This window comes from Armatimonadota bacterium, from assembly GCA_017303935.1.
Lineage (GTDB): Bacteria > Armatimonadota > Fimbriimonadia > Fimbriimonadales > Fimbriimonadaceae > JAFLBD01.
Map to the genome: position 1 here is coordinate 309,473 of JAFLBD010000001.1, position 14,334 is coordinate 323,806.

Sequence of the window (14,334 nt, forward strand, 5' to 3'; positions counted from 1 at the left end):
GTAGGATTATCGGGAAGCAGTTGGCCGAAACTTAGAGCAATTTCTTAGCGTTCACTGTTTTGGAGAACAAATTGGAACCTGTTACGCTCGCCGCAATCCTTCTCGTCTTTGGCCCCCAACCGAGTGGTTTTCAGATGTACAGCGTCGATATGGCGTTTGAGGGATTTATCCCGATTCTTGGTGGGCAGGAAGGGAAGGCCGAACTTCATCTTGGCTTGAAAGTTTCCAACGAGCCGCCCAAAAATGGCCACCTGGTCGTTTCCACAGAACTCACCGAAGCCAAATTGCTGTGGAACGGGGCGGAGTTGCCGATTGAGTTTTCAGACTTCAAGGACTTCCTGCCGAAGTCAACCACAGAACTTTTTCCGAACGGCAAGTTCGTGAGCACAACGGCGCCCATCAAAGATATCCCATTTAAACTCCCAGGACTGGACGCCACTCGAATGGCTGAACTGTCCGCCTTTCCAATCGAATTCCCGACTAAGGAAATTGCAACGCGAGATCAATGGACATTCGTAAGAGTTCTGGGCGGCAGCGAAATCACCACGAACGCGACGCTCTGGGTTGTCACCGATTCGACTGCGACGGTGAGCTTCACGACTTCTCAAAAGTACGAAGTGATGGAAAACGCAGCGGTTGAAGTCGTGACCGATCCTGCTGATGCCGAAAACAAGGTTTCAACGATTTCGACCGGGGCTGGCAAGATGCAATTCAATCGCGAACAATCAGTTTTGGACTACTACGAACTTAAGGCGCAAACCACGAGTACGGTCACTCCGATCGCTGGAGGTGAGACGTCGACGCGCAAAATGAGCTCTTTCTGGCGTATTCAAAGAAAGCTGACAGGCGGAGTGAAGCCGCCAAGGTAACCATGATCAAACTTTTTGCTTATCTCATCGGCGCCGCAATTGCAGTCTTTGCGTTCACGGCAGTTCGCTCGAATTACGAAGCCAACAAGGCTAAGATCGACGGCGAGATTCAAAAGCAGGCGCAAAGCCTCGGAGACCAAGTCGCAAAAGAAGCCGAAAAGAAGCTCGACCCGAAAGGATCAGTCCGGAGCGCGGTGACTGGAGTTCAAGAAGCGGATGAAGTACTCAAGAAGGTGCAGGCCGGAAAGTTCACCGATCCGCAGGTCAAATCCTGGGTCGAAAAGAACTTGAACAATTCATCTGCAGCGGCTCAGAAGCTGTCTGTCCACTTGATCGAAGAAGCCCATAAGCACTCGCCAGAAGCCAAAAAGTGGGCCGAAGCGCAAGTGAAAGAAGTGATGGGTAAATCAACCGGAGCCACGAAGCAGATGTGGCAAGACGTTTTGGATAACTGGCAGCGCGCGGAATCGATCACGAAATCTCAGCTTTGAATTCGTTTGAATTCAAAGAGCTCGGAAATGAACTCGCCATCTTGATGGCCTGAAATCGTGCAATTGATTGCATCATTCCCAAGATGCTCATAGGTAATTTTGCTGGGGAAATCGTGTTCGGGATTCTCAAAAGTCAACATTTTTGAATCCGATTGGGTGAGTTCATATCGAGTGACTTGTAACGGTTGTTTCGACAGCCGCGAGGGGATGATGAACATGGCGGCGCCCGAATCTGTAGGTTCGATGCTCATGAATTCCATGAAAGGCGGCCGGCTATCTTTGAGGTGATAGCCGGTTCCAACCCAAAATCCCGGCATGGCCTGTTTCCACGTCTCGGTGAACTCACCGCCCCAAATCGAACACCGCCATTCCCCTTCTAGCCAATCCATTTCTGGCAGAATAGCCCAATTCATGCTTTGGAAATGGTCGAAAACCAAACGGCGGCGATGGCAACTTGAAGGTGTGCTAGGCACAAGTCTTGATCTTCAGATCAATGCCCCCGATCCAGAATCGGTGTTCGAACGTTGTATGGCGAGGATTGATGAACTCGAAGAGATATTCTCGTCGTACAGAACAACCAGCGAGTTTTCACGCTTTCTGAACTCCAATGGTAAATCGATTCCATTGAGCGATGAACTTGCCCACGTCTTGAAAAAGGCTGCCGAATGGAGGCAACAGTCGGGAGGAGTATTCGATTCTTCCCTCGGTGAGCATCCGATAGACAAAGAGATTTGGACCATTTCCGGTTCTAGTGGTGTTTGTCACACGAGTGCTGCTTGCACGCTCAACGCAATCGCGAAGGGATACATCGTCGATCAAGTCGCCGAGAGGGCCATCGCCCTGGGTGCCACCGAAGTTTTAGTGAACATCGGTGGAGACCTGCGCCACATCGGCCCCAAACCGGTAGTGATCGGGATCGCCAACCCGATGGCGGATAATCTCAAACCGTTGGCTGCGATCAAGCTTTTGAACCAAGGAATTGCGACCAGTGGCGGTGCATATCGCACGGATGGATCCGAGGATCGCTCGCACATTATCAATCCTCTGAAGAAGGAGGGAATCAGCAGAATAGTCTGGTGCAGTTCAGTTGCTCACTCCTGCTTTGAGGCTGACTTCGCCGCCACGATTTTGACCGTAACGGAAGGCGCGATGATTCCACTGAACATTTCGGGACTGGAATTTGTCATTACTAGCTCGGACGGCGAACTAAAACAATCCTCCGGTTGGAGTAACCTCCTGAAATCAAAATGAAATCATTGTATGAGCAAAGAGTTTCGCGCCGGAGATTCCTTTCCGGACTGGCTGGCCTCGGATTTGGGCTCGTCGGCCTGCGCGGACTTGCATCGGCCGCAGCCAAGTTCGATTCGCGATTCGAACTGATGGTTGAAGTCGAGATCAACTCGATCATGGAGCGCCGAGTCCACCGGCCGTACGTCGCGGTTTGGATCGAGGATGCCAAAGGTAACGCAGTTCGAACACTCGCGCTATGGGTACAGAATTCGGGACGCGGTCCTCGCTGGATTCCCGATCTACGACGATGGTTTGGCGAAGAAGAAACCAGGAAGCAAGCCAAAGGCGGCGACCTCGTCCAGTCGATTTCTAGCGCGACGCGCAACGCCGGAAAGTATCAGCTAGTCTTTAACGGCAAAGATGATGCCGGGCAAACCATCAGCCAGGGCGATTACTACTTGTGCATTGAAGCCGCTAGGGAGCATGGCACTTATCAGCTGATCCGCGAGAAACTGTCGTTTGGAACCAAGTTGTACAAGAAAGACATCGAGGGCAACATAGAAATTAAGGGCGCGAAGGTTGACTTCAGAAAGCGAACCTAAGTCTCCCCAACGCAAGCGACCGTTTAAGCTGAGATTCCACTCAGCGATGCGGTGGCTCCACACCTACACCTCTATGATCGCGTTGATCCTAGTGCTGTTTTTTAGCATCACTGGGATCACCCTGAACCATCCTGAATGGTCGTTTGGCGCACCAGATTCTAACAAGAAGGTCGAAGGGGAACTCAACATGACCTGGCTCCGATCTGACCAAATCGACTGGCTGGCCATTGCCGAAACCCTTCGCCAGCGCCACGGTCTCAAGGGGATTGTCAGCGACAAACAAGCGGATGAAAATCAAGGGTCGATCACTTTCAAAGGCCCTGGATACAACGCGGACTGTTTTTTCGATCGCAAGACGGGTTCTTATTCGCTGGACATTGAGCAGCAAGGGTGGCTCAACGTGATGAATGACCTTCATCGCGGCCGGGATGCTGGCAAGAACTGGGCGTTATTTATTGATGTTTCAGGAGTTATTCTTACACTTATCTCAATCACCGGGCTAGCAATGATCTTCTTCTTAAAGAAGGTTCGGTGGAGCGGACTAGCTTGGATGGTCGCGGGTGGAATCATCACCTATTACTTGGCAATTTTCGCAACGAAATAGTCCCAGAATCGCGCGAATTCGAACAGAACTGGGATTTTTGGCGTAAATCCTTCGCGTTTGCGGGGCGACTCGCTGGCACCAACCGTCCTGTCAAGGGTACAACCCTTTAAGGCCCGGGAAGGCTTCGCTATGGCAGCTGTCGCAAACCAAGAACTCGTCACGATCACCATAAACGAGATCGAAATTCAGGTGCCCAAAGGTGAACTCATCGTAGAAGCGGTGAAGCGCCTTGGGCTCGAGATTCCGATCTTCTGTTATCATCCGCGTCTCAAGCCGGTGGGCATGTGCCGCATGTGCCTGGTCGAAGTTGGATTTCGACAGCCAGACGGCAGCGTACGCAAGATGCCAAAGCCTCAAGCAGGCTGTACTTTGCCTGCCAGCGAAGGCATGGCCATCTATACCGACACCGAAATGGTCCACCGAGACCGCAAAGGTGTCCTTGAATTCCTCCTGGTTAACCACCCACTCGATTGTCCGATCTGCGACCGCGGCGGCGAGTGCCCACTTCAAAACAACACGATTTTTTACGGCCCGAGCACTTCCAGGTTCACCGAACTCAAGCGGCACCTTCCCAAAGCCTATCCGCTCAGTGAATATGTAACTTTAGACCTGGAAAGATGTATTCAGTGCGGCCGATGCGTACGGTTTACTGAAGAAATCTCCGGAGACGCGCAATTGGCGTTTCGGTTCCGAGGAGCCCAGATGCAGCCCTCCACGTTCCAATTGCTCAACTTCGAAAGTAAGTTCAGCGGAAACGTTATCGAAATCTGTCCAGTCGGTGCACTCACCAGCACCAAGTACCGATTCCGAGCGAGGCCATGGGACCTGGAGACCAAGCCGTCGATCTGTACCGAATGCAGCAATCACTGTAACGTCTGGTTCGATACGCGCTCATCCAAGTTTGTCCGCATGAACGGCCGAACGAACGAAATGGTCAACGAGGAATGGACTTGCGACAAGGGCAAGTTCGGCCAGGACTGGTACAACAGCGCCGACCGGTTGGGACAAGTTCTGATTCGGTCCGGCAGCGGATTTACTCCGGCTGGTTGGAGCGAAGCCTACGATCAAATTCTTCCTGCATTCAAAGATGCAGGAAAGTCCGCTGCGATATTGATTGGAGGAAAGAACTCCAACGAAGCGCTATTCATGCTTAAGAAATTCGGCGCCGAAGTCGTGAATACGCCGAATATCGATCACCGCTGGGCGAAAACTATCCCATCAGAGTCGGATTCGGTCGAGTCTGTATTCGGTACGAACGCGGTCCAAGATTCTATTGCTGACCTCGAATTCAAGAAGAGCATCATCGTCTTCGGAACGAATCTCGCCGAAGACCTGCCGATGATCTATCTTCGGGTTCGCAAGGCTTGGTTCAATCACGGCGCGGTAGTCAGCTTCATGGGCCAATCTGCGAGCGAGGTGGAATCCTTCGCGGCGAACAAGCTGCGCTACAAGGCAAACAGTGAAGCCGCACTCGCGCTCGCCGTTCTAAAGAGCGCAGTCGACCAGCACGGTTACTCTGTTCCGGCTGGGGTGACCAGCGCGATCAGTTCTCGGTCACTAGAGTCGCTTTGCAAGGCGGCAGAAGTTGATCCCAAGGTAGTCGGTTCAATCGCTAGCTCGATCGTGGCCGGAGCTGCAATCATCACTTCATCCGGCATCTACGATTCGGTGAACGCGCAGGATACGGTCGAAGCTCTGGCCGGTCTTGCGATGATCTCGGGGGCAACGTTTAATTGTTACGACACGACTCCTTCCGGCACAGCAGCAGGCGTGATCGGACTCGTGCCTGGAAAGGGTGGTATGAACACCAACCAAATCCTGGAAGCCTGCTCCGAGCACCGGATCAAGGCTCTTTGGCTCGTGAATTGCGACCCGTTTGAGCTTTGTGAGAACAAGCGACTAGTCGCCGACGCCCTCGAAAGCGTGGACTTTTTGGTTGTGCAAAGCGCGACCAAAAACAGCGCCTTGCCATACGCAAGCATTGTCCTCCCAGCATCTGGTCCTGCAGAGCAAGAAGGGACTTACACCAATTGTGAGCGACGCGTTCAACATGCCGGTGCCGTTTTGGCCGCTCCAGGCGAAGCAAAGGCAGGTTGGCGCATCTTTTCCGAGGTTCTGCTCCGCGCAAATCCGGGCAAGCCGTTCTTCAATTCGAAGGAAGTGTTCGAAGCGCTTTGTAAGGAGAATTCGCAGTTCAAATCGGTTAATTTGGACGAGCTCAGCGCAGAAGGGAGCATCGTTCAGGGCCGGGTAAAGTACGAGGTAACGAATGCCTAATATCCCACAAGGCCTCGATTGGATGGCCCAAAATCAGCCGGCGTTGCTCGCACTCATCCGAGTGCTGCTTTTCCTGGTTCCAATTTTGTTGTTGGTTCCTGGCTGTATCTGGTGGGAGCGGCGGCTTCTGTCTTGGATGCAAGATCGAATCGGGCCAAATCGCACGGGCACTCTCACCCTCAAGAACGGCAAAAAGATCCGGACTTTCGGCCTCTTGCAGCCGATTGCAGACGGCGTCAAGCTGTTTTTGAAGGAAGACATCACTCCGCGCGCGATTGATCGGTTCGTGTACTTTGTTGCACCAGCGCTCGCACTTTTTCCAGCGTTTGCGATCGCGGGCACCCTGCCATGGGGGCCGGTAACCGGACCTTATGGACATCTGACCCCGATTTGGAATCCAGAAATTGGACTTCTATACATGCTCGCGATCAGTTCGCTCGGCGTGTATGGCGTGGTTCTGGCCGGATACGCCTCGGACAATAAGTACTCATTGATGGGTGGACTCCGAAGTTCCGCTCAGCTCATCAGCTATGAACTGGCTATGAGCATGGCTCTTGCGACCGTGGTGCTGAGCACGGGCTCGCTCCGGATGTCCGAAATCGTTCTGGCACAAGAAAAGCCACTTTGGGGAGTCGTTCCGGCGATCCAGAATTGGTTCATCTTCACTCCGCACGGATTCGTTTCCTTCGTGATCTTCTTGATCTGTATGGTCGCAGAAACTAACCGCGCGCCATTCGATCTTCCTGAAGCTGAGAACGAGATCATCGCCGGATATCACACCGAATACAGCTCGATGAAATTCGCGGTGTTCTTCATGGGCGAATATGCGGTGATGTTCATCTTCGGTGGTGTTCTGGGAACAGTCTTCCTGGGCGGGCACAATATTCTGCCGATCAACTGGGCGAACTTGGCCTCCGGCTATCCAGGGTACGACTTCTTCGACATCATGGCGAATCTCACGTATTGGCTCGCGCCGCTCACATTCCTCGCCAAGTGTGTGACTGGAATCACATTCTTCATTTGGCTCCGGGCAACGCTCCCAAGGTTGCGATACGACCAACTGATGTCCCTGGGTTGGAAGACCCTGCTGCCAGTTGCGGTCGCAAACTTCATTCTGGTTGCGGCTTGGATTCTGGCGCAAAAGGTTTACGGGATGGCAGGCGCAGTCGGTGCTAGCATCGGCGCAGTGCTCCTAGTCACCATCCTATACAGAGCCGTGAAGAAGTCCATCAATTCCAAGCCGATTGCGATGGAAAAGCGCAAGGTGAAGCTAGTCGATGGAACCGAGCCGGTGAAGATGGAGGCTTCGGTTTGAACTTGCCAGAAATCACCCCGAACTTGGTCATTGTTTGCCTTCTGGGCGGAATTGCAATGCTCACCGCGATTGGGGTTGTGGCGTTCAACAGCCCGGTGCGCAGTTCGCTTTGCCTCGTCGCGAATTTCTTCACGCTGGCGTTTATCTACTTCAGCATGAACGCGGAGCTGCTCGGGATCTCACAGGTGATCGTTTACACCGGCGCGATTATGGTCTTGTTCCTGTTCGTCATCATGCTTTTGAATTTGAGCTCGGACAGCGTTTTGAGTTTGAAGAAGTTCGACGTCAAGCCGATTTTGGCGGTGCCGGTCGGGTTGGCTCTGTTCGTGGGGATCGGCAGCCAACTTCTGAAGCCGATGCTCGACATTACGTCCATCAGCGCGCCGAATAATTTTGGAACCGGTCCTGGTTGGGGCGCCCCACAAACAATCGGCCGAGTTCTTTTCACCGAGTACGTCTGGCCGTTTGAAATTATCAGCTTGTTGCTGATGGTCGGCGTGGTCGGAGCGATTTTGCTTTCGCGCAGGAGTGTTGAAGAATGAACGGAGTGCCACTCGCGGTCTACTTGGGGATCAGCCTTTTCATGTTCTTTACTGGGGCGGTGGGCGTTGTGGTTCGCCGAAACCCGGTCGTGGTTTTCATGTGCGTTGAACTCATGCTCAACGCCGTGAACCTGACTTTCGTTGCATTCGCTCGCTACGCGCCTTCTCCGGCAATTGTGCCAGGGCAAGAATCCAGCACATGGATGGCGGGCCAAATGGCAGTAATTTTTGTGATGGCTATCGCCGCCGCCGAAGTGGCAGTTGGACTGGGCATCATCATGGCGATCTACCGGCTCAGGAACAAGGTAGACCTGGACGAAATGAGCACGCTAAGAGGGTAATTCAGCTTGGATAATTCAGTTTTCAATTTGATTTGGTGGGTGCTCGGATTACCTCTTCTGGGCTTTCTGATCCAATGCTTCTTCGGTAAGGCTGTCATCGACTCGATGGGCGTCGCAAAGGGCAAGCGAGTCATGGGCGCCATCGCGGTCGCTGCAATCGGTGGAGCGTTTGCCATCGGGCTGATGATCACCCAGGCGATGGTCGCCGCCCCAGAGGGGACTCGAAACTCAGTCAAGACGCTATTCTCCTGGATCCACACCTTCGGGATCAATATTCCGTTCGAGTTCCGCATCGACCCGCTTTCGATGACCATGGTCCTGGTGATCACAGGCATCGGTTCGCTGATCCACCTGTACGCGACGGGATACATGTCGGAAGAAAAGGACTACCCCCGATTCTTCGCGTATTTGAACCTGTTTGTCGCGTTCATGCTTGTGCTGGTGCTTGGAAACAACCTTCCGCTCCTGTTCATCGGCTGGGAAGGCGTTGGTCTCTGCTCGTACTTGCTGATCGGTTTTTGGTACAAGGATTTGGCCAACAGCCGAGCCGCGAATAAAGCATTCATTGTCAACCGAATCGGTGACGTCGGACTTGCGCTGGGGATGTTCCTCATTGTTTGCCTGGTCTCCAGCCAGAAGTCAGCGCTGGGTATCACAGATTCGCGCTGGTTGAGCTACGACGTCCTATTACCGCACTTGCCGAAGCTGCTTGAAGCCCAACCTGCTTTGGCGACCGCGATCGCACTTTGTTTGTTCATTGGTGCTTGCGGAAAGTCGGCGCAGTTCCCGCTCTACATTTGGTTGCCAGACGCTATGGCTGGCCCGACTCCAGTTTCGGCTCTCATTCACGCCGCCACGATGGTCACTTCCGGTGTCGTGCTTTTAAACCGATTTTCGGTAGTGTTCCAAGCCTCGTCGGTGGCAAGCGTCATCGTTGTGGTCATTGGATTGTTCACCGCGATCTGGGCTGCGCTCATTGCTTTCGGCCAAACCGACATCAAGAAAGTTCTGGCCTACTCGACCGTTTCGCAATTGGGATTCATGTTCATTGCGTGCGGAGCGGGTTACTACTGGGTCGGAATGTTCCACGTCATCACCCACGCGTTCTTCAAGGCGCTCCTGTTCTTGGGTAGCGGCGCGGTCATCCACTCAATGGCCCACGACCAAGACATGCGCAACTACGGCGGACTGCGAAAGTTCATCCCGATCACTTTCTGGACGATGTTCATCGGCCATATCGCGATTGCCGGTGTCCCGTTTACTTCCGGTTGGTTTAGTAAGGAAGAGATCATCCACAGCTCGCTCCACGGTCATCAAGCAGTAATCAACGGCGTGAACGTCGGGATGTATGCAGGCTGGATCGCTTTTGGTGCCGCATTGCTCACCGCGATCTACATGACTCGGATGATGATGCTCACTTTTGCCGGGCCGAGTCGCTGGCAGGAAATCCCAGTAGCGTCCCACGACCACGATCATCACGAGCACCACGATCATGCTCACCACGCACATCACGATCATGGTCCAGACGTCCACGGGTTCTTCTACACCGACGCCGAGTTGGCTTCAAAGCATGAAGAGCACGATCACCACCATGCCTTGGACAAGGACCATGTGCCTCACGAAGCTCCGATAAGCATGTGGTTGCCGCTGGTTGTACTGGCGTTCTTCTCACTCATCGCAGGTGTCTGGCTGAAAGGCCATGCGATGATTTCTGGATTGCCAAAGAACCTTCTCGAAGGATGGTTGGCCTCGGGTATGCCGGTTCACGCCGAACATGCTGAGGGACACGGTGCAGCAATCCCCTATCAGCACTTAGTTGAGCCTCTCGGCTACGGAATCGGCTTGCTTGGCATCGTCATTGGCGTGATTTGGTATCTAAAAGGCTTGCCCCAAAGCGAAGGTTGGAACCTCAAAAAGTGGAGTCCATTCCGGCTCTCGGCTGGAAACCAGTTCGGATACGACCAAACCATGGTTGATGCTGGTGTCGACGGAGGCGGAGCGCTCGCCGAGTTCATGTGGAAATTCGTGGACAACAAAGTGGTGGACGGCACGATCGTCGGGCTAGGCAAACTCACTTTCGGCATTGGCAAGCTGGCCGGATTCTTCCAAACCGGAAAGGCGCGGGGCTACGCTCTGATGATGCTTACCGGGGTGGCGGCGATTGCCGGCTACTTGATCTACGCATTGAACCAAGTCGGAGGCAAAATCTAAAATGGGCATCCTTTCACTTCTCATTTTCATTCCGCTACTTGGCGCGGCGATCATTGGATTTGTGCCTGAAAAGGATAAGCAGCTCATCCGCTGGATTTCGCTGTTCACTTCGCTGGTCGCGTTCGTTGCCAGCCTTGCGATCTTTGCCAACTTCAACAGCAACACCTTCCACTTCCAAATGGTCGAAAAGACCGATTGGATCAAGCAGCTCGGCATCAGCTACTCGCTCGGAGTGGATGGAGTCAGCATCTGGCTGGTGATGCTCACCACATTTTTACAGGTGATTTCGACCGCGTTTAGCTTCTATGTCGAAGACCGAGCGAAGCAATATCACCTTTGGCTTTTGGTCCTTGAATCGGCCATGTTGGGAGTTTTCCTATCGCTCGACATGATCCTGTTCTTCGTGTTCTTCGAAGCGACCTTGATCCCGATGTTCTTCTTGATCAACATCTGGGGTGGCGCGAATCGAGCGTACGCGGCAATCAAATTTATCCTGTTCACGGCAACGGGTTCGATCCTGATGCTGGTCGGAATGTGCGTCATGGCGTACATCTACGGGCAGCAAACAGGTGCGCCGTCGTTTGACATCATCGCGATTCAAAGCATGGTGGCAAAGGGCTCATTCTGGCAAGGTTTCATGCACCTTCAGGCTGTGGTCTTCTGGACCTTCCTGCTCGCATTTCTTGTCAAGGTGCCGATGTTCCCGTTCCACACGTGGCTCCCGGATGCCCACGTTGAAGCTCCAACCGCCGGTTCTGTGATCCTGGCAGGCGTGCTGCTCAAGATGGGTACCTACGGAATCTTGAGGTTCGTGTTGCCGCTGTTCCCAGATGTGGTTGGCCAATTCGTGGTTCCGGTCATTGCCATTGCTGTGGTCGGAATTCTGTATGGCGGCATAGTCGCAGCGGTACAGCCGGATGTCAAAAAGCTGGTGGCGTATTCCTCGGTGGCTCACATGGGTTTCGTGATGCTGGGAATCTTCTCGCTCACCTACACCGGCATGTTGGGAGGGGCGTTGCAACAACTCAGCCACGGCGTTTCCACTGGTGCATTGTTCCTTTTGATCGGCCTCATTTATGAGCGACGCCACACCAGGCAGTTCTCCGACTATGGTGGGCTCAAGTCACAGATGCCGATCTACTCGATGCTCTTCTTGATCGTCATGCTCTCGAGCGTCGGATTGCCAGGCACCAACGGATTCATAGGCGAATTTATGGCCCTGATGGGTGCATTCCAAGCCGGATACTTTGGGATCAATGGCATGAACATCGTGTTGCCCGCCATCGCAGCAACAGGCGTGATCATCGCCGCGGTTTATCTGCTAATCATGTTCATGAGGATGTTCTACGGCCCGAACACCAACCCCGAAAATCAGCGACTAAAGGACCTGAAGCCATGGGAAATTGGCATCGTCGGTGCGCTGGTCGTGTTCATCTTCTGGGGTGGCTTGTATCCGAACACCTTCTTCAAACCGATGGAAGCGTCCATCCAGGCCACGAGACTCATGGCTACTGGTGAAGCCGGTGCTCGGCCGCTCTGGGCGAATCCGGATCACGAAATTAGCGATCAAGGAGATCTGGTTCTCGTGAGCCGGTCCAAAGATGGCAAGAACTACGACGTCGTGGATAAGATCGCTGACGGCAATTTGAACTATGAGAATCAGCCCGGCAAAATGGCGGTGAGTGCTCGGTGACAGGTCGAGAGCGGTTACTGGCAGTCGTTGCTGGAAATGCCGTCGACCGGCAACCAGTGGTTTGCATTTGCTGCGATTGCGAATGCTCCGATCTCGTATTGAGTTCTTTTGGTGCAGAGCCAAATGGTCGCGCCGAGTTTGTCAGCATCGACTCTCCGTTCAAGCGCGCGATCGACAGCGGAGTTGATCTTAACGCACTAATTGCAGAGAACCCAGAGGTGGGTAATGCCAAACTCGATGAGTTCGTCGAAGCCACACGAACTGCCATCGCAGATGCCGCGAACGTTGACGGGATTGTCTATCACTTGCACGGTGCCGAACCCGAATTCAACACTCCGATGCAGTACGGTGGGTTGTATCTTGAGCGCGACCGCGAAATCCTTGAATCCCTGCCTAGCTCCCAAATCTCGCTCTTGATCATCCACGGTAAGCAAGAACCGTACTTGGATTTTGTCAGCGATCTTCCGGCGACCTTTTTTGGCTGGAGCCTGAGCGAAGCTTGGTCAGTCAACGCCGTTCGAGAACTTCGATCTGGCCTTTTGGCAACTTCGTCAAGTGATGCAGACATCTTCCTGGTTCAGAACGCCGAAGAAAAGCAACAGTTTATGAACTCGAATCGAGTGCCTTGTGAGGTAACAAACCGATGATTTATTCCGCTCCTCCACTCATTGATTGGTCGGTGATCATGCCGATCGTAGTGGTCTCACTCGGAGGCGTGATCGCGCTGATGCTCGAGATGTTCCGGCCAAAAGCCAACAACATGCTCATTGTTTGGACGAGCGTGATGACGCTGGTCGTAGCAGCGATCGCGGTTGTCGTTCAGTTCCCACTCCCGGCATCAGACACCTTCGCCAAAATGGCGTATCGTGACCAATTTGGCTTGTTGCTCCAAGGCGCGATAGTCCTCTCAACGCTCTTGGTGGTGATATTCAGCGAGGCGTACTTGCGGGCAAAGAGAATTCCATTTGCCGAGTTCTATCCCTTGGCGCTGTGGTCTGCAGCAGGCGCGATGATCATGGTTTCGACTAAGAACCTCTTGATGATCTTCGTGGGTCTCGAAGTGCTTTCCATCGCGCTATACGTTATGGCCGGTATGAGCAAGAAGGAGATGAAATCGGAGGAATCCGCGATCAAATACTTCCTGCTCGGCGCCTTTGCCAGCGCGTTCATGCTCTTCGGCATCGCCTACGTTTTTGGCGCTACGGGCAGCTTGCATCTCGATGCGGTCGCCGCAGCGTCCGGCACCCTGAGCTCAGGTTTCCAAGTGGCGCTGATTTTCGGCATCACAATGATGCTCGTCGGTTTGATGTTCAAGTCCGCCTTCGCGCCGTTCCATCAATGGACTCCCGACGTTTATCAGGGCGCGCCGACGAACGTCACCGCATTCATGGCGTCTGTGAGCAAAATCGCCGCAATTGGGACACTATTCAGAGTGCTCAGCTCGGTGATGCCGCTGAACAACTACTTCATCCCGCTGCTTTCCGCGGTAGCAATTCTGACGATGGTCGTCGGTAACTTCGTCGCCCTTGGCCAAAAGGATGTCAAGCGAATTCTTGGATATTCCAGCATCGCCAACGCCGGGTACCTCCTGGTGGCGGTAATCGCGCACCTGAAATCGCCCGAGACTGTCAGCACCACGACCACGGTCTATTACTTGATCAGCTACGCACTGATGACGGTGGGAGCTTTTGCCGTCCTCACGGTTCTTGCTAAGCGTGGTCAAGAATCCACCGACCTCAAGGATCTTCGTGGCCTCATGCGCCGCGACCCGGTAGCGGGCAGCACTTTGCTCGTGCTCATCGTTTCTATGATGGGAATCCCGCCATTCGCTGGATTTATGGGCAAGTTGCAAATCTTCTTCGACGCGATCAATGCGCAGCTATTGCCACTTGCTGTCGTACTTGCGTTGTCATCGGTCGCCGGCTTGTTCTATTACGGCGGCATCCTCAAGGCGGCTTGCATGGACGATGCCGACGAGCAAGGCGGAGTCTCGCAGTCGTTGCCAGAAAGTGCTCGGTTTGCTGCGCTGATGTGCACGCTCGCGATCCTAGCGCTTTCGTTCGCTGTAACACCAGCGAGAAACTTCATCGAAGGCTCAAAAGCAGACCAAACTCTGACTGCACAGCGATAACCTTGCGGCATTCACAAACAGTATAGGG

The 14,334-nt window shown here is 53.5% G+C and carries 14 protein-coding genes; 13 read left to right on the plus strand and 1 reads right to left on the minus strand.

The window, feature by feature from the left end; genetic code table 11:
* Positions 1–71 precede the first annotated feature (71 nt).
* Positions 72–869: a hypothetical protein gene (locus J0L72_01485; protein MBN8689443.1), complete on the plus strand. Its 798-nt coding sequence runs from the start codon at positions 72–74 to the stop codon at positions 867–869.
* 2 nt (positions 870–871) lie between these two features.
* A complete protein-coding gene (locus J0L72_01490; GenBank protein ID MBN8689444.1) occupies positions 872–1,360 on the plus strand; it encodes a hypothetical protein in 489 nt (162 codons plus the stop codon).
* On the opposite strand, the gene J0L72_01495 is transcribed toward J0L72_01490, so the two are convergent.
* Positions 1,351–1,773, minus strand: a complete 423-nt coding sequence (locus J0L72_01495) for a hypothetical protein (GenBank protein ID MBN8689445.1) — start codon at positions 1,771–1,773, stop codon at positions 1,351–1,353. The genes J0L72_01490 and J0L72_01495 overlap by 10 nt on opposite strands.
* Here J0L72_01495 and J0L72_01500 point away from each other — a divergent pair.
* The 11 genes from J0L72_01500 (at position 1,772) to J0L72_01550 (ending at position 14,306) form a co-directional block, all read left to right on the plus strand.
* Positions 1,772–2,611 (plus strand): FAD:protein FMN transferase, encoded by an 840-nt coding sequence (locus tag J0L72_01500; GenBank protein MBN8689446.1) that lies wholly within the window; start codon positions 1,772–1,774, stop codon positions 2,609–2,611. The genes J0L72_01495 and J0L72_01500 overlap by 2 nt on opposite strands.
* The gene (locus J0L72_01505; protein MBN8689447.1) at positions 2,608–3,192 is read left to right on the plus strand and encodes a DUF2271 domain-containing protein; all 585 of its coding nucleotides are present in this window, start codon (positions 2,608–2,610) and stop codon (positions 3,190–3,192) included. The genes J0L72_01500 and J0L72_01505 overlap by 4 nt, the downstream gene beginning before the upstream one ends.
* Before the next feature lie 46 nt (positions 3,193–3,238).
* Positions 3,239–3,796, plus strand: coding sequence for a PepSY-associated TM helix domain-containing protein (locus tag J0L72_01510; GenBank protein ID MBN8689448.1), 558 nt, complete (start codon positions 3,239–3,241; stop codon positions 3,794–3,796).
* A gap of 129 nt (positions 3,797–3,925) precedes the next feature.
* Complete coding sequence (gene nuoG / locus J0L72_01515; protein ID MBN8689449.1) at positions 3,926–6,073, plus strand: NADH-quinone oxidoreductase subunit NuoG; 2,148 nt, start codon at positions 3,926–3,928, stop codon at positions 6,071–6,073.
* 22 nt (positions 6,074–6,095) lie between these two features.
* Complete coding sequence (locus J0L72_01520; GenBank protein MBN8689450.1) at positions 6,096–7,388, plus strand: NADH-quinone oxidoreductase subunit H; 1,293 nt, start codon at positions 6,096–6,098, stop codon at positions 7,386–7,388.
* Positions 7,385–7,930 carry an NADH-quinone oxidoreductase subunit J gene (locus J0L72_01525; GenBank protein MBN8689451.1) on the plus strand — a complete coding sequence of 182 codons (546 nt, stop codon included), beginning with the start codon at positions 7,385–7,387 and terminating at the stop codon, positions 7,928–7,930. The genes J0L72_01520 and J0L72_01525 overlap by 4 nt, the downstream gene beginning before the upstream one ends.
* Complete coding sequence (gene nuoK, locus J0L72_01530) at positions 7,927–8,271, plus strand: NADH-quinone oxidoreductase subunit NuoK (GenBank protein MBN8689452.1); 345 nt, start codon at positions 7,927–7,929, stop codon at positions 8,269–8,271. The genes J0L72_01525 and nuoK overlap by 4 nt, the downstream gene beginning before the upstream one ends.
* A gap of 6 nt (positions 8,272–8,277) precedes the next feature.
* Positions 8,278–10,482: an NADH-quinone oxidoreductase subunit L gene (gene nuoL / locus J0L72_01535; protein MBN8689453.1), complete on the plus strand. Its 2,205-nt coding sequence runs from the start codon at positions 8,278–8,280 to the stop codon at positions 10,480–10,482.
* A 1-nt stretch (position 10,483) separates the two neighbouring features.
* Positions 10,484–12,175: an NADH-quinone oxidoreductase subunit M gene (locus J0L72_01540; GenBank protein MBN8689454.1), complete on the plus strand. Its 1,692-nt coding sequence runs from the start codon at positions 10,484–10,486 to the stop codon at positions 12,173–12,175.
* Positions 12,176–12,273: 98 nt separating this feature from the next.
* Positions 12,274–12,822 carry a hypothetical protein gene (locus tag J0L72_01545; GenBank protein ID MBN8689455.1) on the plus strand — a complete coding sequence of 183 codons (549 nt, stop codon included), beginning with the start codon at positions 12,274–12,276 and terminating at the stop codon, positions 12,820–12,822.
* A complete protein-coding gene (locus J0L72_01550) occupies positions 12,819–14,306 on the plus strand; it encodes an NADH-quinone oxidoreductase subunit N (GenBank protein ID MBN8689456.1) in 1,488 nt (495 codons plus the stop codon). Before J0L72_01545 ends, J0L72_01550 begins: the two co-directional genes overlap by 4 nt.
* The last annotated feature ends 28 nt before the right edge of the window (positions 14,307–14,334 follow it).

Bases quoted from the DNA above. Each gene is read 5' to 3' on its own strand.
- J0L72_01490 (MBN8689444.1), top strand. From the start codon at position 872: ATGATCAAACTTTTTGCTTATCTCATCGGCGCCGCAATTGCAGTCTTT.
- J0L72_01505 (MBN8689447.1), top strand. From the start codon at position 2,608: ATGAAATCATTGTATGAGCAAAGAGTTTCGCGCCGGAGATTCCTTTCC.
- J0L72_01500 (MBN8689446.1), top strand. From the start codon at position 1,772: ATGCTTTGGAAATGGTCGAAAACCAAACGGCGGCGATGGCAACTTGAA.
- J0L72_01520 (MBN8689450.1), top strand. From the start codon at position 6,096: ATGGCCCAAAATCAGCCGGCGTTGCTCGCACTCATCCGAGTGCTGCTT.
- J0L72_01540 (MBN8689454.1), top strand. From the start codon at position 10,484: ATGGGCATCCTTTCACTTCTCATTTTCATTCCGCTACTTGGCGCGGCG.
- J0L72_01550 (MBN8689456.1), top strand. From the start codon at position 12,819: ATGATTTATTCCGCTCCTCCACTCATTGATTGGTCGGTGATCATGCCG.
- J0L72_01495 (MBN8689445.1), bottom strand. From the start codon at position 1,773: ATGAATTGGGCTATTCTGCCAGAAATGGATTGGCTAGAAGGGGAATGG.
- nuoK (MBN8689452.1), top strand. From the start codon at position 7,927: ATGAACGGAGTGCCACTCGCGGTCTACTTGGGGATCAGCCTTTTCATG.
- J0L72_01510 (MBN8689448.1), top strand. From the start codon at position 3,239: ATGCGGTGGCTCCACACCTACACCTCTATGATCGCGTTGATCCTAGTG.
- nuoG (MBN8689449.1), top strand. From the start codon at position 3,926: ATGGCAGCTGTCGCAAACCAAGAACTCGTCACGATCACCATAAACGAG.